Source organism: Brevundimonas sp. EYE_349, from assembly GCF_023147505.1.
Classification (GTDB): domain Bacteria; phylum Pseudomonadota; class Alphaproteobacteria; order Caulobacterales; family Caulobacteraceae; genus Brevundimonas.
In genome coordinates, this window is the sequence record NZ_JAHXPB010000005.1 from 16,194 (window position 1) to 32,645 (window position 16,452).

Genomic DNA, 16,452 nt, shown 5'->3' on the forward strand with positions numbered 1-16,452 from the left:
CCGAAGACCGCGATGGTTCTGGCCGCCGGGCTCGGCACCCGGATGCGCCCCCTGACCGACGACCGGCCCAAGGCCCTGGTCGAGGTGCGGGGCCGCGCCTTGATCGACCATGTGCTGGACCGGCTGGCGGATGCGGGCGTCGAAAGGGCGGTGGTCAATGTCCACTGGTTCGCCGACCGGCTGGAGCAGCATCTGGCCGGGCGTGGTCGCGGACCGGACATCGTCATCTCCGACGAGCGCGCCGAACTGCTGGAGACCGGCGGCGGGCTGAAGAAGGCCCATCCCCTGCTGGGCGACGATCCCGTCTTCGTGGCCAATATCGACAGCGTCTGGATCGACCGGGGCGACGCTCTGGCCGATCTGGTCCGTCTGTGGAACTCCGAGACGATGGACGCCGCCCTGCTGCTGGCCCGTCGCGAAGGCGCCATCGGCTTTGAGGGCGACGGGGATTTCTTTCTGGACGACGGCAGGCTGACCTTCCGGGGCGAGGCGGCTTCGGCGCCCTTCGCCTATATGGGGGTCCACATCACCCGGCCCGGATACGCCGACCACGGCCCGGACGGCCCCTTCTCGCTCAGCCCCCTGTGGCGCAAGTCCGCCGCAGAGGGCCGCCTTTTCGGTTGCGTCCTGGACGGCGACTGGATGCACGTCGGCGACCCGCAGGCGCGCGACGACGCCGAGGCGAACCTGGCGGGCTTGGGGTGAGCCTGTTCGACCCCTTCGCGGCGTCCGGCTCGCGCTGGTACGCCATTCCGGCGCACCGGCCGTTCCTCGAAGATCTGGCCGCCGGCGTCCTTGACTGGCTGGGCGAACTGCCGCCCGAAACCCTGTCGGACGCCACCATACTGTTGCCCAACCGCCGGGCGGCGCGGGCCTTCACCGGGGCCTTGTCGAAGCTGGCGGACGGGCGGCCCGTCCTGCTGCCGCAGGTGCGGCCTCTGGGCGATCTGGAGGAGGATGAGCCGCCCTTCACGCCCGGCGCCCTGGGCCTCGATCTGCCGCCGGCCATCGCCCCCCTGACGCGCCGGTTCGAGATGGCGCGGATGATCGTGGAGCAGTTCGACAGCGACCTGACGCCGATGCGGGCGCTGGACCTGGCCGACGCCCTGGGCGGCTTCCTCGATTCCTGCCAATTGGAAGAGGTCCAGAACCCCGAACGGGTCGCCACCCTGGTCGACGGCGAGATGGCCGAACACTGGGAACGGTCCGCCGAATTCCTGAGCCTGGGCGTCGTCGCCTGGCCGAAACGTCTGGCCGAACTAGGTCTGGTCGATCCGGCGTGGCGGCGCGCCACCCTGCTGCGCCGTCTGGCCGACCTTTGGGACCGCGAGCCGCCGACCCAGCCCGTCATCGCCGCCGGATCGACCGGCACCGTGCCCGCCGCCGCCGATGTTCTGGGCGCCGTCGCCCGCGCGCCTCTGGGCTGCGTCGTCCTGCCGGGTCTTGATCTCGATCTGGACGACCGCGTCTGGGATCAGATCGACGAAGAGAACGAACAACACCCCCAGCGCGCCCTGAAACGCCTGCTGGAGCGCCATGACATCGACCGCCGCGCCGTGCGCCCGTGGTGCCAGCCGCCGGTCGCCCCCCGTACGGAGCAACGCGGTCTGGCCCGCCAGCGTCTGCTGAACGAAGCCCTGCGACCCGCCGATGCGACCGGAGACTGGCGCGAGGCCATACGCGACATCCGCGCCCGCGCCGCCGAGGCGGGCCGCGCCGCCGACCCCATCGCCGAGGGTCTGGAGGGACTGTCGGTCCTGAACCTGCGCCATGACGAGGAAGCCGCCGCCGCCATCGCCCTGATGATGCGCGAAACGCTGGAGGCGCCCGGCAAGACCTGCGCCCTGGTCACGCCCGATCAAGGGCTGGGCCGCCGCGTCGCCGCGCGTCTGGAACGCTGGGGCGTCGTGCCGGACGCCTCGGCCGGTCAGCCGCTGAACCGGATGCCTGCAGGCGTTCTGGTCGAGCTGTGCGCCCGCTGGATCGCCGCCCCGACCGATCCGCAGGTGCTGCTGGGTCTGTTGAAACATCCGCTGGTGCGGGTGGACCTTGGCGAGATCGACGTCGCCCGCGCCATCGCCGCCTTCGAGGACATGGCCCTGCGCGGCCCGCGCCACGCCAGTTTCGAGCGGATGAACCGCAAGCTGGACCGCGCATTGCGGCCCGACCGGGACGGCGCCCCGCCGTCAGACGGCCGCCTGAAACGCCACGCTCTGGCCCGCGCCCTGTCCGATCACCTGCAGCATCTGGTCGCCACCGCCCGCGCCGCCTTCGCCCCCACCGCCCCGCTGGACGCCGCCGCCCGCGCCCTGACCGTATTGATCGAGGCGCTGGCGGGCCAGAACGCCTGGGCCGGCGCGGACGGCGAATGCGCCGCCGGTCTGTTGTCGAACCTGATCACGGGCGGGGCCTCGCTGGGCGCCGTCTCGGCGGAGGAGACGGTCGAACTGGTCAAGGGTCTGCTGGCCGACGCCGTGGTCCGCACCGGCGGGGCGACCCACCCGTCGCTGCGCATCCTGGGGGCCATCGAGGCTCGTCTGGTGCGGGCCGACCGGATGATCCTGGCCGGACTGGAGGAAGGCGTCTGGCCGCAGGGCGCGCCGGTCGATCCCTTCCTGTCGCGCCCCATGCGAAAGGCGCTGGGCCTGCCCCCGCCCGAGCGCCGCATCGGCCAGAGCGCGCAGGACTTCGTTCAGGCCGCCTGCGCCGACGAGGCCATCCTGATCCATACCGAAAGGCGCGGCGGCCAGCCCGCCGTCCGGTCCCGCTGGCTGTGGCGCCTCGACATGCTGACGCGCGGGGCGAATACGGATGAGACGCCGGTCGCTGTTTCGGCCCCCGTCCATGTCGCCGACTGGACCCGCGCGCTGGACGCGCCTTTGCGCGACACGCCCGACTATGCGCGCCGTCCCGCCCCGACCCCGCCGGTGGACCGCCGCCCGCGCGAACTGCCCGTCACGGGCATCGAGCGCTGGGTGCGAGACCCCTACGCCGTCTATGCCCAGCGGATACTGGGGCTGAAGGTGCTGGACCGGCCCGGCGCCTCGGCCGAGGCCATGGCGCGCGGCAACGCCATCCACGACGCGATCGAACAGATGGTCCGCATCTGGCCCCACGCCCTGCCCGACGACTGCGCCGACCAGATCGCCGACCTGATCGTCAACGCCATGACCGAGGCCGGGTTCGAGGACGCCGCTTTGGCCCGCGAACGCCCGCTGGCCCGCAACGCCGCCCTGTGGCTGGAGAGGTTCGAGCGGGAACGGCGCGCGCGCGGCGCGACCCTGCTGATCGAACAATCGGGTGCCGTCGTCTTCGACGCCCCCGCCGGTCCCTTCACCGTCACCGCCCGCGCCGACCGGATCGAACTGGATGCGACAGGCGCGGCCATCATCGACTTCAAGACCGGCCAGACGCCCAGCCAGAAGCAGGTGGTGCAGGGGTTCGCGCCGCAACTGACCCTGACCGCCGCCATCCTGGCCGAGGGCGGGTTCGCCGCCCCGCCCACCGAGGCGACCGAGCTTCTGTACGTAAAGGTCACCGGCCGCCGCGATCCGGGGACGGTCGATGACGTGTCGCGTCAGGGCCGGGGCAACACCCAGACCGCCGCCCAGATGGCGACGCGCGAACTGGACCGGCTGAAGCTGGGCGTCGCGGCCTTCGATGACGCGGCGACGCCCTACACCTCATGGGTCGCGCCGCAGTTCATGGGCAACTTCGGCGGCAACTACGACCATCTGGCGCGCGTCTGGGAATGGCACGTCGTCGGCGGCGAGGACGAGGCGCCCGAATGACCGATCTGTCGCCCCCCAACCCCGTCGACATGGCCCGCGCCCATCAGGCGACCGCCGCCGATCCCGCCCTGTCGGTCTTCGTCACCGCCAACGCCGGTTCGGGCAAGACCACCACCCTGGTCAGCCGCGTGGCTCGCCTGTTGTTGAAGCGGGTGCGGCCAGGCGAAATCCTGTGCATCACCTACACCAAGGCCGCAGCCGCCGAAATGCAGGCGCGGCTGTTTGAACGGCTGGGCGAATGGGCGGTCGCCGACGACCGGGCGCTGGCGGCCGATCTGGCGCGGCTGGACGGGCGCGATCCCGCCAGCCTGACCGACGCCGAACTGTCCGAGGCCCGCGTCCTGTTCGCCCGCGCGCTGGAGACGCCGGGCGGGCTGAAGATCCAGACCATCCACGCCTTCTGCGAAAAGCTGCTGCGCCGATTCCCGCTGGAGGCCGGGGTGGCGCCGGGGTTCGAGGTGCTGGAGGATCAGGCGGCGCTGGCCCTGTCCCACGCGGCGCGAGAGGATCTGGCCCGTTACGCCCTGAACGACGGCGACGGTCCGGTGGGCCGCGCCTACGCCCATTTCGCCGTCGAGCTGGCCTGGGACGCCTTCCATTCCCTGCTGGACGCCATCGAGGCGAAACGCGAGCCGCTGCTGGACTATCTGGCGCGGATCGAGGCCGGAACCGCCCCCGGTCCGCACGAACGGGTCGGCGTCACCCGCGACGAGACGCCCGCCGAGATCGAGGCCGGGTTCATGGACTGGCTGAACCCCGCCGACTGGCTGGCCGCCGCCGAGGGGTTCGCCACGGGCGGCGCCAACGACAAGAAGCTGGCCGGGCAGATGCGCGATGCGGTTCCGCCCGCCACGACCCTGGCCGCCATGACGCCCATCTTCATCGATTCCAAGGGCGTGGCGCGCGACAGGTTCGGCACGTCAAAGGCCCCGCCCGGCGCGGCCTCCTATCTGGCGGATGTGTCGCTGAAATACGTCTCGACCCTGGACCGGGTGCGCGCCGCGCGCGTGGCGGACGAGACGGAAAAGGTGCTGACCCTGGCTCGCGTCCACGCCGCCCTTTACGAGGCCGCGAAACGGGCGAAAGGCGCGCTGGACTTCACCGATCTGGTCGGACGCACGGTCGAACTGCTGACCAAACGGGCCACCGCCGCCTGGGTTCTGTACAAGCTGGACGGCGGGATCGAGCATGTTCTGATCGATGAAGCGCAGGACACCGCGCCCGATCAGTGGGACATCGTCCGCGCCCTGACGGAACCCTTCTTCGCCGGATCGGGCGCCGAGCGTAAAGACACCGCCATCCCGCGCACGGTCTTCGCCGTGGGGGACGAAAAACAGTCGATCTACTCCTTCCAGGGCGCGCGGCCCGAACGGCTGCGTCAGGAGGCGCGGACCTATGACGCCCTGGTGCGCGAGGCGGGCGCCCACTTCCGCGAAGTACCGCTGGACACCTCCTTCCGCTCGACGGAAGAAGTGCTGCATTTCGTCGACGTCGCCTTCGACAGCCCCAGCCGCACCCGCGCCCTGGTCGGAGAGACGGGCGAAATCGCCATCCACCGCCCGGCCCGTCTGCAGCAGTATGGCGCGGTCGAACTCTGGTCCCTGTTCGAAGACCCGGCGGCGCCCGAGCGCGAGGCCTGGAACGCCCCCGTCGACAAGGAAGACAGCCGCAGCGCCCGCAAGCAGCTGGCCCAGTCGCTGGCCCGTCACATCCGCGAACAGGTTGCGGCGGGCGTCGCCATCTATGACCCGAAACAGCGCGGCGCCCTGCGGCCCGTGCGCTACGGCGACTTCCTGGTGCTGGTGCGCCGTCGCGATGCGACCTTCGAGGAGATCATCCGCGCCCTGAAGACCGAGGGCGTGCCGGTGGCGGGCGCCGACCGGCTCAAGCTGTCGAACCATATCGTCTTCGATGACCTGATCGCCCTGGCCCGGTTCGCCCTGTTCCCCGACGACGACCTGTCGCTGGCGGAAATCCTGCGCAGCCCCCTGTGCGACGTCGCCGATTTCGGGCCTGCCGATGCCCTTTATCCGTTGGCGGACAAGGTGGGACGAGAGGGGCGCAGCCTGTGGCGCGAACTGCAACGCCGCGCACATGAACACCCGGCCTGGACCGCCGCGCGCGATCTGATGACCGCCCTGATCGACGCACGCGACCGCGATCCCTTCGCCTTCTTCTCCGCCGCCCTGAACCGGGTCGGGCCGGACGGTCGTTCCGGCCGCGCCCGCATTCTGGATCGACTGGGCCGCGAGGCGGAAGAGGCCATCGACGAAACCCTGGCTCAGGTTCTGGCGGCCGAGGAACGCGGCGGACGCGATCTGGAAACCTGTCTGGCCCTGCTGGAACAGGCCGATGTCGAGGTGAAGCGCGAGATGGAAGGGGCGCGCGACGAGGTGCGCGTCATGACCGTCCACGGCTCCAAGGGGCTGGAGGCGCCCATCGTCATCCTGCCCGACACCACCGGCAAGGCGAAGCCGCAGGGACCGACCCTGATGCCCGCCACCCTGGGTGATGGAACCGAGGCCTGGCTGATGTGTCCGTCCAGCGCCAAGTCCGACTGCGCCGTCTCCGCCGAAGTGCGTCAGGCGCGCGTGGACCGCACCGACGCGGAATCCCTGCGCCTGCTCTATGTAGCCCTCACCCGCGCCCGCGACCGCCTGATCGTCATGGGCAGGAAAATGAGCCGCCCCAAGGAGACGGGCTATGAGGAGGGCAGTTGGTGGGACGTCATCGCCGGAACCTTCGAACGGCTGGCGCAGGACCGGCCTGACGCGGTTCAGTTGCTGGATGGCGGACGGCTGCGGTTCGGGGCCGATCCTGAAACCACGCTCCGCACTGTGTCGACAGCGGCCAGCGCCGTCCCCATCCCCGCCTGGGCCGCCACAGCGCCGCCCGCCGACGCCGCCGCCCGCTTCGCCTCGCCGTCGCGGATGGAGGGCGCCGCCATCCGCATTCCCGCCCCCTCCCCGCTGGCCAAGACCGAGGCGGGCGGCGCGTCGCTGGGCCGGTTCCGGCGCGGCGACCTGATCCACCGCCTCTTGGAACGCCTGCCCGACATCGCCCCCGCCGACCGCCCCGACGCCGCCGCCCGCCTGCTGTCGCGAGAGGTCGATCTGGACGCGGCCCAGCGCGCCGAAATGATCGCCGCCGCCTTCTCGGTGCTGGACGACGCCCGGTTCGCCCCGGTCTTCGGCCCCGGCTCCCGCGCCGAGGTCGCCCTGACCGGGTCCGCGCCCGACCTGCCCTCCGGCGTGTCGATCAACGGTCGCATCGACCGGCTGGTGGTCACGCCCGAGCGGGTTCTGGTCGTCGACTACAAGACCAACCGCCCCGCGCCGGACGTCATCGAGGCCGTCGATCCGGCCTATGTGCTGCAGGCGGCGGTCTATGTCGCGGTGTTGAAACGCCTCTATCCCGACCGTCCGGTCGAGGCGGCGCTGGTCTGGACCGACGGTCCCAAACTGATGCCGATCCCGCAGGCGATGCTGGAGGCGGCGCTCGCCCCTTGACCTCCGTCATCCTCGGGCTCGACCCGATGATGACGGAGGAAGAACGGCCGTGACGGCAGGAGTTGAATTGCCCGCGATTCGCTCCCACATCTGCGACCGAACCCGGACGCTTCCGGACAACCTCTATTCGCGCAAACAGCCAGGCCTTGCGGGCCGAGCGACAGCGCCCCAAGGAGCCCTTCATGGCGACTGTGAAAGTCACCGACGAAAGCTTTGACGCCGACGTCCTGAAAGCCTCGACCCCCGTTCTGGTCGATTTCTGGGCCGAATGGTGCGGGCCCTGCAAGCAGATCGGCCCGGCGCTGGAGCAGATCGCCGACGAACTGGGCGGTCAGGTCACGGTCGCCAAGATCAACATCGACGACAGCCCCATGACCCCGTCCAAGCTGGGCGTGAAGGGCATCCCGACCCTGATGCTGTTCAAGGACGGCCAGATGACCTCGATGAAGGTCGGCGCCATGCCCAAGGGCAAGATCGTCGAATGGCTGGCCGAGGCCGGCGTCAAGACCGACGCCGCCTGATCCGCTTAAGTCCCGCTGAACGATCGCGCCCGCCGGTTCCGACCGGCGGGCGTTTTCATGCTAGGATGCCGCCATGAGCGACGACGAACACATCACCGCCCCAGCAGCACCCGACGACCTGCCGAGCGAAACCTCGGCGCAAAAGGCGCTGCGTCTGAAGACCGCCAGGATCGACGCCCGGCCCAAGCCGCCGCGCGGGGGCCGGTTCCAGCGCGAGCAGAACGCCAAGATCGCCGCGGGCAAGTCGCGCCCGTGGATGAGCAAATAGGGACGGCGGACGCCTAGACCGGCCAGGTCTCGCGGCTGGCGCCCAGCACTTCGCCGGCCAGATACAACGACCCGCAGATGGCCACCCGGCCAGCGCCCAGACGCAGCGCCAGCTTCAACGCCTCATCGACCGATCCGGCGGGCGTGGCGGCCAGGCCATGTCCGCGCGCCACGGCCGCCAGGGCCGCCGGGTCCGCCGCCGCGCCATCGAAGCCGACAGTGAAGACGGTGGCCTGGCTGTCCTTCACCGCGGCGAAGAAGCCGCCCGCGTCCTTGTTGGCCAGCATGCCGCAGATCAGGGCCAAGGGGCGCGGCGCCCGCGCCTGGCGATCCGCCAGAAACGCCGCCAGCGCCCGCGCGGCGTGGGGGTTGTGCCCCCCGTCCAGCCACAGTTCGGCGTCGGCCGCCTTGGCCGCCTCGCCATAAGGGCCAGCCGAGATCCGTTGCAGGCGCGCAGGCCAGCGCACGGCTTTCAGCCCCTCGGCGATGGCGGCTTCCGGCAGGTCCAGCTCCAGCGCCGCCGCGATGGCCACGCCCGCATTGTCGATCTGGTGTGCGCCCGCCAGACCCGGCGCCGGCAGGTCCAGAAACCGTTCCTGATCCTGAAACGCCAGTCCGCCCCGCTCGGCCCAGGCGTCGAAGTCCACGCCCATGACGGTCAGGGGCGCATGAACCACCTGCGCCGCCCGTTCGATGGCGGCCATGGCGACCTCCTGCTGGCGGGCGATGACGCCCGGCGCGCCCGGCTTCAACACCCCGGCCTTCTCCGCCGCGATGCCCGCCAGGTCGGTTCCCAGGAACTCGGCATGGTCGTAATCGACCGGCGCGATGACGCTGAGCAACGGGCGTTCGATCACGTTCGTCGCGTCCAGCACCCCGCCCAGCCCCACCTCGATGATGGCCAGGTCGGCGGGGGTTTCGGACATGGCGACGAAGGCGGCGGCGGTCGTGCTTTCGAACACCGTCGCCTCACCGGACACGGCCTCGATCCGATCAAGGATGGCGTTCAGTTGATCATCTTCGATCAGCGTCCCGGCCAGCCGGATACGCTCGTTGAACCGCACCAGATGGGGCGAGGTGTAGGCGTGAACCTTCAGCCCCGCCGCCTCGGCGATGGCGCGGATCATCGACACGGTCGAACCTTTGCCATTGGTGCCGGCCACATGGATCACCGGCGGCAGACGCAGTTGCGGATCGCCCAGGGCCGCGCACAGGGCCTTCATCCGATCCAGCGACAGGTCGATCCGTTGCGGATGCCGCGCACGCAGGCGTTCGGAAATCGGATCCATCGGCCAGTCAGGCCGCCTGACGGGTTCCGCCCATCAACATCGACAGAATCTGACCCAGCACGCGCGGCAGTTCGGCGCGCGCCACCACCTGATCGACCATGCCCTTTTCCTGCAGATATTCGGCGCGCTGGAAGCCCGGCGGCAGTTTCTCGCGGATGGTGGCCTCGATCACGCGCGGACCAGCGAAGCCGATCAGGGCGCCCGGTTCCGCCAGATGCACGTCGCCCAGCATGGCGTATGAGGCCGTCACCCCGCCCGTCGTCGGGTCCGTCAGGACCACCGCATAGGGCAGTTTCGCCTGTTTCAGCTCTTCGATGGCCAGGGTGGTGCGCGCCATCTGCATCAGCGACAGGGCGCCTTCCTGCATCCGCGCGCCTCCGGCTGCGGTGAAGCAGATCAGCGGAACCTTGCGGGCCACGGCCTCGCGCGCCGCCTTGATGAAGGCCTCGCCCGCCGCCATGCCCAGCGATCCGCCCATGAAGGTGAAGTCCTGAACGATAACGACCGCATCCTGACCGCCGACCGAACCATAGCCGATGGCCATGGTGTCCTTGCGACCCGCCGCCTTGCGCGCCGCGCTCAGGCGGTCCTTGTAGGACTTGCCGTCCGAGAATTTCAGCGGGTCTTCCGGCACGTCCGGGGTGTCGATCGCCTCATATTTGGCGTCATCGAAGGTGGCGCGCAGGCGTGTCGGCGCATCGATGCGCATATGACGGCCCGACGGCGTGACCCACAGCGAGGTCTCCAGATCCGAGCGATACAGCATCTCGCCGCTGTCGGGATCCTTGACCCACAGATTGTCGGGGGTGTCGCGGCGCGAGACGATCTTGCGCACGCCCGGCGCAAAGCGGCTCAGCCATCCGCCGCGCTTTTCCTGAGGCTTGGTCTTGTCGTTCATCCGCGCGCTCTTAGACGGTTTCCGCCACGGAAGCACTAGCGGCGACGGATCGAACCGCGTCGCCCAGCAGCTTCACCTTGGCCAGAACGCGCGGCGCAGCCGGTTCGTTCGCGGCGACGGCGGCGGCGACTTCCTCGACCAGGGCCGAGCCGACGACCACGGCGTCCGCTACGCTGGCGATGGCGGCGGCCCGTTCCGGCGTCTTGATGCCGAAGCCGACCGCGACCGGCAGCCCCGAGGCGGCCCGCACCCGCGCCACGGCGGGCGCCACGACATCGGCGTCGGCTTCCTTGACCCCGGTCACGCCCGCCACGGCGACATAATAGACAAAGCCCGACGTGCCCTGGACGACGATCTTCAGACGGTCGTCATCGGACGTCGGCGTGGCCAGCCGGATCAGCGAGATCGACACCTTATCCAGCGCCTCGATCAGAGGCGCGGCCTCTTCCGGCGGGCAGTCGACCACGATCAGGCCGTCGATGCCGCAGTCGGCCGCATAGGCGGCGAAGGCGTCATAGCCCAGGCTCTCGATCGGGTTCAGATAGCCCATCAGCACGATGGGCGTGGCGTCGTCGCCTCTGCGGAATTCCTTCGCCAGATCCATGGTCGACCGCAGGCCGAACCCGGCCGCCAGCCCCCGGATCGCCGCCTTCTGGATCGGCGGCCCCTCGGCCATCGGATCGCTGAACGGAAAGCCCAACTCAATGATGTCGGCGCCCGCTGCGGGCAGGCCCTTCAGGATGGCCAGAGCCTCCTCGCGCGACGGATCGCCCCCCATCACATAGGGAACAAAAGCGGCGCGGCCCTCGGCTTTCAGCACCTTGAAACGTGCGTCGATGCGTGCGGTCGTCATTGATCTTTGCCCTCGGTCGCGGGTTCCCCGCAAGTGTCTCTCGCCAGGGCAATCACCATGACAGCCGTCTTTGCAGGATCGGACTCCCCCTCGACCGCGAAGGTCGAAACCAATCCGCCTTCGCAGGATTCAGGATTGTCTAAATCGGCTCCCCTGAGCCGCAAAAAGCCAAAGCTAACCTCGGGAGCTGATCGCACCATGAATCCCTGTTGCTCAAGCGCATGTGTAAAACGCTCACGGACCGCGCGCGCCTTCTCGCGAGGATACGCCAGGCACAAATAACGGTCGCCGCCTTCCTCTGACGCAGGGCACCCGCCGGCGACAACCGCGTCCGGGATATCCGGCAAAACAAACTCATCGCGCCAGTCCGCTTGCGACCCCATCAAGGTAAAGGCGGCAATAGACGCCAGTATCATTTCGGCGGCGTTCCAGCGGCGGCGGGCGCGGCCGATTGGGCCGCGCAGACATCGCCGGGAATGGTGGCGAAGCCCAGATAGGCGGGCAGTTCGGCGACGGCGGTCTTGGTCGTGTCGTAGAAGGCGACCATCTGCATGCCGTCGCAGCCGCCGGCCTCGCGGCGCTTGATGAAGACCACGCGGTTCTCGTCGCCGCCCGCCGCCAGCCAGGTCTTGGACGCCAGGTCTGCGATATAGGCGTCGGCCAGGGCGCCGATCTGACCCAGCGGGGCCGTCACGCACCAGGCGCGACCCGCCAGATTGTTCAGCCCGCCGCAGTCGGCCGACAGTTCCGCGCCGGGCAGCAGGCCGACATCGGCCGGTCCGCCCTGCTGGGCCGATTGGGGCGCGGCCGGCGCCGGCGTCTGAGCTTGAACGGCGGGGGCGCACAGGGCGAGCGCGGCGCTCGCGGCCAGCAGAAGACGCATCACAACTCCACTCCCAGATGTTTGGCGACCTGGAAGATGTCCTTGTCGCCGCGTCCCGACATCAAGAGGACGACATCGCCGCCCTTGCCGACTTCCTTCGCGATCTCGCCCGTCCGCGCCAGGGCGTGGGCAGGCTCCAGCGCCGGAATGATGCCTTCCAGCTTGGAGCACAGCTGGAACGCCTCCAGCGCCTCATTGTCCGTCGCCGAACGATATTCGGCCCGGCCGATGTCGTGCAGCCAGGCGTGCTCCGGCCCGATGCCCGGATAGTCGAGGCCGGCCGAGATCGAATGTCCTTCGACGATGTTGCCGTCCTCGTCCTGCAGCAGATAGGTCCGGTTGCCGTGCAGCACGCCCGACCGGCCGCCCTTCAGCGACGCGGCGTGATCGGGCGTATCCAACCCATGGCCCGCCGCCTCGACCCCGATCAGCCGCACGCCCTCATCCTCGATGAAGGGGTGGAAGGCGCCGATGGCGTTCGATCCGCCGCCGATGCAGGCGACCACGGCCTCGGGCAGCTTGCCCATCTGGACGCGCGACTGGGCCTTGATCTCCTTGCCGATCACCGACTGGAAATCGCGCACCATGGCCGGATAGGGGTGCGGCCCCGCCGCCGTGCCGATGATGTAATAGGTGTCCGAGACATTGGTCACCCAGTCACGCATCGCCTCGTTCATCGCGTCCTTCAGGGTCGCGGCGCCGGCGGTGACCGGAAACACCTCGGTCCCCAGCAGGCGCATGCGGAAGACGTTGGGCTGCTGTCGCTCCACGTCCACCGCCCCCATATAGACGGTGCAGGGCAGGCCGAAGCGCGCGGCGACGGTGGCCGAAGCCACGCCGTGCTGGCCCGCGCCGGTCTCGGCGATGATGCGGGTCTTGCCCATGCGCCGGGCCAGCAGGATCTGGCCCATGCAGTTGTTGATCTTGTGCGCGCCCGTATGGTTCAGGTCTTCGCGCTTCAGCCAGATATTGGCCCCGCCGAAATGGTCGGTCAGCCGCTCGGCGAAATACAGCGGGCTTTCGCGACCGACATAGTGGGTCAGAAAGCCGTCCAGCTCGGCCTGAAAACTGGGGTCTGCCTTGGCCGCCTTATAGGCCGCATCCAGTTCGTGGATCAGCGGCATCAGGGTTTCGGCGACAAACTGCCCGCCATAGGGACCAAACCGCCCCTTCGCGTCGGGCCAGGCGTAGGCGTTCGCCAGAGGGGCGGAATCGGCGGCTTGGAGAGGCGTCTGAGCGTTCACGGGTTCGACTTTCACGCGGGTAGGCGTCGTAATTACGACCGGCGCGCGTTTCGGATGAAGGCTGCGATCCGGCTGGCGTCCTTAACACCCGGCGCGCTCTCGACGCCAGAGGACACGTCCACCATCGGCGCGCCGGTGATCCGCAGCGCCTCGGCCACATTGTCCGGGTTCAGACCGCCCGCCAGGAACCACGGATGCCGGAACGCCCGTTCCGCCAGCAGGGTCCAGTCGAAAGCCACCCCATGTCCGCCGCTGTAGGTCGCGCCCTTGGGCGCCTTGGCGTCCAGCAGCAGATAGTCAGCCGCCGCCTCCATTACCTCCAGCCCGACCAGATCATCCGCGCCGGACACCCCTACCGCCTTGATTACAGGAATCTCGTAATCTGCCCGCGCATTGCGAACTTCAAGCGGCGTTTCCCGACCGTGCAACTGGATCATGTCAGGCTCAAGATCATGAACCAGGGCGTCCATCTCAGGACCGACCATATCCGCAAACAGCAGCACGGTCTTGGCCCGGCCGCGAGCCCGATCCACAAGCCGCTTCGCCAAGCTTGGTCCGGCGTATCGAGGACTGGCCTTCACCATCACGAAGCCGACGAAATCTGCCCCCGCATCCAGTGCGACGTCCAGGGTGTCCGGCGTGGTCAGGCCGCAGATCTTGATCTTGGTCGTCATAGGGAAACGACTTCAACATTTTTTAGCAGAGCAGCCGCAGCGAGATCCTTATCTAGCGTCGCCATGTCGTAGCCATGCCTCAACACCACGGCTAAGTGCAGGGCGTCAGGCGTCCTCAATCGAACCCCTTCGCGCAGCAGCAAGCGACAGCGCGAAAAATCCTGATCGTCCATGCGGCATTCTCCGCGACCTATGCGCCAGTCATCAAACGTGTTTTCGATTTGGTCACGTTTCGCGCTCTTCATGGCGCCAGACCTGACGCGCAACCCAAGGGCCGAACTAAACTCGGTCTCGGTCCACCGGCTGATCACGACATCCATCCTACGGATCAGCAGCGCCGCCGCCCACTCCGAATGAGCGTCCTGCACGAAGGCCGAAACGAGGACGCTTGTATCCAGATAAAGGGCCAAGATTCAGTCTTCGTCACGCATCTGACGAACCAGATCGACAGCGTTCAGTCCATCCGTGGGTTTGGCGCGGACGTGTCTGAACCAGTCCATATCGACGGTTCGAGGCGTCGGAACGACCTCCTGCGCCGGCTCCAGCCGCGCCACGGGCACGCCGCGTCGCGTGATGGTCACCGCCTCGCCCGCCAGCATGCGATCCAGCAGCTTGGGCAGGTTGTTCTTGGCTTCGGCGACGGAATAGCTGGACATGGCCATCAAGATAGCCATCCGCCGCATAATGTTCAATCAGCCGCCCGTCGGCTCCGCGAAGATCGACGCGATCTGCTCGGCGGTCAGCAGTCGCCATTCGCCGGGCGCCAGGTCGGGCGGCAAGACCAGTCCGCCCATCCGTTCGCGATGCAGGGTCTCGACGTGGTTGCCGACGGCGGCGAACATGCGCCGCACCTGGTGATACCGCCCCTCCGTCACCGTCAGCAGGGCCTCGGTCGGCGCCACGACCTCCAGCCACGCCGGGGCCAACGGCTTGTCCTCGCCTTCCAGCATCAGTTCGCCGGCGGCGAACAGATCGCCCTCGGTCCCGGCCAGCGGGCGCGCCAGCCCGGCGCGATAGACCTTGGCCACATGGCGTTTGGGCGAGATCACCCGGTGCAGCAGGTCCCCGTCATCGGTCAGCAGCAGGAGGCCCGAGGTCTGTTTGTCCAGCCGCCCTATGGTGGAGATGGCCGGATCGCGCCGACGCCACCGGTCGGGCAGGATGTCATAGACCAGCGCGCCCTCCTCCTTGTGCGAACAGGTCATGCCCAGCGGCTTGTTCAGCATCAGGACGAGGCCCGGCACGGGGTCCAGCGGCTCGCCGTCGATCTCCATCCGCTGGGTCAGTTCGGGCGTCACCGGGATGCGTTTGGACACATCCGTCAGATCCGCCCCGTCCAGCACGATCCCGCCCGCCTTGGCCATCCGCGCCATCTCGGCCCGCGAGCCATAGCCCATCGACCCCAGCAGGCGGTCGACGCGGGATGTGGGGATCTTGGCCATATCTTTCGTCATCCTCCGGCGAGCGCAGCGAGACCGGGGGACCCAGCGGCGCGCGCGAGCGCGAACCTGTCGCGACGTTGCTTCTCGACCATCAGTATAGCTGAGCCATCGCCTTCGGCGCCGCTGGGTTCTCCGGTCTGCGCCGCAAGCGGCTTGCCGGAGAATAACGAAACGAAGATCACTTCACCGCCTCGAACAGCTTGTAACCGCCCGCCTCCGCGACCAGCCGCACGCGCTTGAACGCCGCATTCAGTTCCGCCTCATAAGGCAGGTGCCGGTTGGCCACGATCCAGGCGACGCCGCCCTTCTTCAACAGCTCGGCGGCCTTGCGGATGAAGGCCTGACCCAGCCGCCGGTCCTCGGCGCCGCCGTCGTGGAAGGGCGGGTTCGAGACCACGAAATCCTTGTCGCCCTTGCCCTCCAGCGTCCGGGCGTCGGACCACCAGACCTTGGCCCGTTCGTCCCGGATGTTCTCGCGCGCGGCGCGGATGGCGCGGCGGTCCAGATCGACCAACTTCAGCTTGGTCACGGCGGGCGACCGCAATACGACCGTCGCCAACGCCCCATAGCCGCAACCCAGATCGACCCCCTCGCCCTTCATCGGCGGCAGATGCTGGGCCAGCAGGGCCGAACCCGGATCGATCCGGTCCCAGGCGAAGATTCCAGGCTGGGACCAGGCTTCCAGGCCCGGCACGATCTGCGGCCCGCCGGCCTGGATCGCCTCGTCGAGTCCTTCCACCCTTTCGGGGCGGATGACGGTGCATCGGCGGTGGTGCGCCTTGGCCGTCTCGGCGACCTCCAGGCCGAACGCCTTCAACTCCTTGCCCAGGCGCGACCCGCCCTTGTCCTTGGGCGCCATGACGTCCAGCCGCCCGCCGACATTCAGCGCTCTCAGCGCCAGGGCCAGGACATAGCGCCGCTCCAGCACGCCGGGCGGGGCGTAGATCATCACCGTATCGGCCGAACCGGGCGTCTGAGCCTCCAGCGCGGCCGAATCCGGGATCAGGGGTGAGGTCTGGGTGGCGCCGCCTGGTGGGTCGAAGACGACCGGCGGCCGGCCATAGAGAAGCGTGGCCATGCC

Annotated in this window: 16 protein-coding genes; 5 read left to right on the forward strand and 11 right to left on the reverse strand. The window is 68.9% G+C overall.

Going from position 1 to position 16,452, the window contains the following annotated elements; all coding sequences use genetic code 11:
* Positions 1–12: 12 nt before the first annotated feature.
* From murU to KZX42_RS10190, 5 genes are all read left to right on the forward strand, one after another.
* A complete protein-coding gene (gene murU / locus KZX42_RS10170; RefSeq protein ID WP_248119489.1) occupies positions 13–705 on the forward strand; it encodes an N-acetylmuramate alpha-1-phosphate uridylyltransferase MurU in 693 nt (230 codons plus the stop codon).
* The gene (gene addB, locus KZX42_RS10175) at positions 702–3,791 is read left to right on the forward strand and encodes a double-strand break repair protein AddB (RefSeq protein WP_248119191.1); all 3,090 of its coding nucleotides are present in this window, start codon (positions 702–704) and stop codon (positions 3,789–3,791) included. Before murU ends, addB begins: the two co-directional genes overlap by 4 nt.
* Positions 3,788–7,300, forward strand: coding sequence for a double-strand break repair helicase AddA (gene addA, locus KZX42_RS10180; protein WP_248119193.1), 3,513 nt, complete (start codon positions 3,788–3,790; stop codon positions 7,298–7,300). Before addB ends, addA begins: the two co-directional genes overlap by 4 nt.
* 182 nt (positions 7,301–7,482) lie before the next feature.
* The gene (trxA, locus tag KZX42_RS10185; protein WP_248119194.1) at positions 7,483–7,821 is read left to right on the forward strand and encodes a thioredoxin; all 339 of its coding nucleotides are present in this window, start codon (positions 7,483–7,485) and stop codon (positions 7,819–7,821) included.
* Positions 7,822–7,894: 73 nt separating this feature from the next.
* Entirely contained in the window at positions 7,895–8,089 is a 195-nt protein-coding gene (locus tag KZX42_RS10190) for a hypothetical protein (protein WP_248119195.1), read from the forward strand.
* Between the two features lie 13 nt (positions 8,090–8,102).
* Here KZX42_RS10190 and KZX42_RS10195 read toward each other — a convergent pair whose 3' ends face one another.
* The 11 genes from KZX42_RS10195 to KZX42_RS10245 form a co-directional block, all read right to left on the reverse strand.
* Positions 8,103–9,377: a folylpolyglutamate synthase/dihydrofolate synthase family protein gene (locus KZX42_RS10195; protein WP_248119196.1), complete on the reverse strand. Its 1,275-nt coding sequence runs from the start codon at positions 9,375–9,377 to the stop codon at positions 8,103–8,105.
* Positions 9,378–9,384: 7 nt separating this feature from the next.
* Positions 9,385–10,275, reverse strand: coding sequence for an acetyl-CoA carboxylase, carboxyltransferase subunit beta (gene accD / locus KZX42_RS10200; RefSeq protein ID WP_248119198.1), 891 nt, complete (start codon positions 10,273–10,275; stop codon positions 9,385–9,387).
* 10 nt (positions 10,276–10,285) lie between these two features.
* Positions 10,286–11,128 carry a tryptophan synthase subunit alpha gene (trpA, locus tag KZX42_RS10205; RefSeq protein WP_248119200.1) on the reverse strand — a complete coding sequence of 281 codons (843 nt, stop codon included), beginning with the start codon at positions 11,126–11,128 and terminating at the stop codon, positions 10,286–10,288.
* Positions 11,125–11,544: a hypothetical protein gene (locus KZX42_RS10210; RefSeq protein WP_248119202.1), complete on the reverse strand. Its 420-nt coding sequence runs from the start codon at positions 11,542–11,544 to the stop codon at positions 11,125–11,127. Before KZX42_RS10210 ends, trpA begins: the two co-directional genes overlap by 4 nt.
* Complete coding sequence (locus KZX42_RS10215) at positions 11,541–12,011, reverse strand: hypothetical protein (RefSeq protein ID WP_248119203.1); 471 nt, start codon at positions 12,009–12,011, stop codon at positions 11,541–11,543. Before KZX42_RS10215 ends, KZX42_RS10210 begins: the two co-directional genes overlap by 4 nt.
* The gene (gene trpB / locus KZX42_RS10220; RefSeq protein ID WP_248119490.1) at positions 12,011–13,213 is read right to left on the reverse strand and encodes a tryptophan synthase subunit beta; all 1,203 of its coding nucleotides are present in this window, start codon (positions 13,211–13,213) and stop codon (positions 12,011–12,013) included. Before trpB ends, KZX42_RS10215 begins: the two co-directional genes overlap by 1 nt.
* 74 nt (positions 13,214–13,287) lie before the next feature.
* A complete protein-coding gene (locus KZX42_RS10225; RefSeq protein WP_248119205.1) occupies positions 13,288–13,929 on the reverse strand; it encodes a phosphoribosylanthranilate isomerase in 642 nt (213 codons plus the stop codon).
* Positions 13,926–14,339 (reverse strand): type II toxin-antitoxin system VapC family toxin, encoded by a 414-nt coding sequence (locus tag KZX42_RS10230; RefSeq protein WP_248119207.1) that lies wholly within the window; start codon positions 14,337–14,339, stop codon positions 13,926–13,928. Before KZX42_RS10230 ends, KZX42_RS10225 begins: the two co-directional genes overlap by 4 nt.
* Before the next feature lie 3 nt (positions 14,340–14,342).
* Entirely contained in the window at positions 14,343–14,603 is a 261-nt protein-coding gene (locus KZX42_RS10235) for a type II toxin-antitoxin system prevent-host-death family antitoxin (RefSeq protein ID WP_248119209.1), read from the reverse strand.
* Between the two features lie 18 nt (positions 14,604–14,621).
* On the reverse strand, positions 14,622–15,371 hold the full coding sequence (locus tag KZX42_RS10240) for a pseudouridine synthase (RefSeq protein WP_248119211.1): 750 nt from the start codon (positions 15,369–15,371) through the stop codon (positions 14,622–14,624).
* Between the two features lie 178 nt (positions 15,372–15,549).
* Complete coding sequence (locus tag KZX42_RS10245; protein ID WP_248119212.1) at positions 15,550–16,449, reverse strand: class I SAM-dependent methyltransferase; 900 nt, start codon at positions 16,447–16,449, stop codon at positions 15,550–15,552.
* Between the last annotated feature and the right edge of the window lie 3 nt (positions 16,450–16,452).

Bases quoted from the DNA above. Each gene is read 5' to 3' on its own strand.
- KZX42_RS10195 (WP_248119196.1), bottom strand. From the start codon at position 9,377: ATGGATCCGATTTCCGAACGCCTGCGTGCGCGGCATCCGCAACGGATC.
- trxA (WP_248119194.1), top strand. From the start codon at position 7,483: ATGGCGACTGTGAAAGTCACCGACGAAAGCTTTGACGCCGACGTCCTG.
- KZX42_RS10190 (WP_248119195.1), top strand. From the start codon at position 7,895: ATGAGCGACGACGAACACATCACCGCCCCAGCAGCACCCGACGACCTG.
- KZX42_RS10240 (WP_248119211.1), bottom strand. From the start codon at position 15,371: ATGGCCAAGATCCCCACATCCCGCGTCGACCGCCTGCTGGGGTCGATG.
- KZX42_RS10215 (WP_248119203.1), bottom strand. From the start codon at position 12,011: ATGCGTCTTCTGCTGGCCGCGAGCGCCGCGCTCGCCCTGTGCGCCCCC.
- trpA (WP_248119200.1), bottom strand. From the start codon at position 11,128: ATGACGACCGCACGCATCGACGCACGTTTCAAGGTGCTGAAAGCCGAG.
- KZX42_RS10225 (WP_248119205.1), bottom strand. From the start codon at position 13,929: ATGACGACCAAGATCAAGATCTGCGGCCTGACCACGCCGGACACCCTG.
- KZX42_RS10210 (WP_248119202.1), bottom strand. From the start codon at position 11,544: ATGATACTGGCGTCTATTGCCGCCTTTACCTTGATGGGGTCGCAAGCG.
- KZX42_RS10245 (WP_248119212.1), bottom strand. From the start codon at position 16,449: ATGGCCACGCTTCTCTATGGCCGGCCGCCGGTCGTCTTCGACCCACCA.
- murU (WP_248119489.1), top strand. From the start codon at position 13: ATGGTTCTGGCCGCCGGGCTCGGCACCCGGATGCGCCCCCTGACCGAC.
- accD (WP_248119198.1), bottom strand. From the start codon at position 10,275: ATGAACGACAAGACCAAGCCTCAGGAAAAGCGCGGCGGATGGCTGAGC.
- addA (WP_248119193.1), top strand. From the start codon at position 3,788: ATGACCGATCTGTCGCCCCCCAACCCCGTCGACATGGCCCGCGCCCAT.
- KZX42_RS10235 (WP_248119209.1), bottom strand. From the start codon at position 14,603: ATGGCTATCTTGATGGCCATGTCCAGCTATTCCGTCGCCGAAGCCAAG.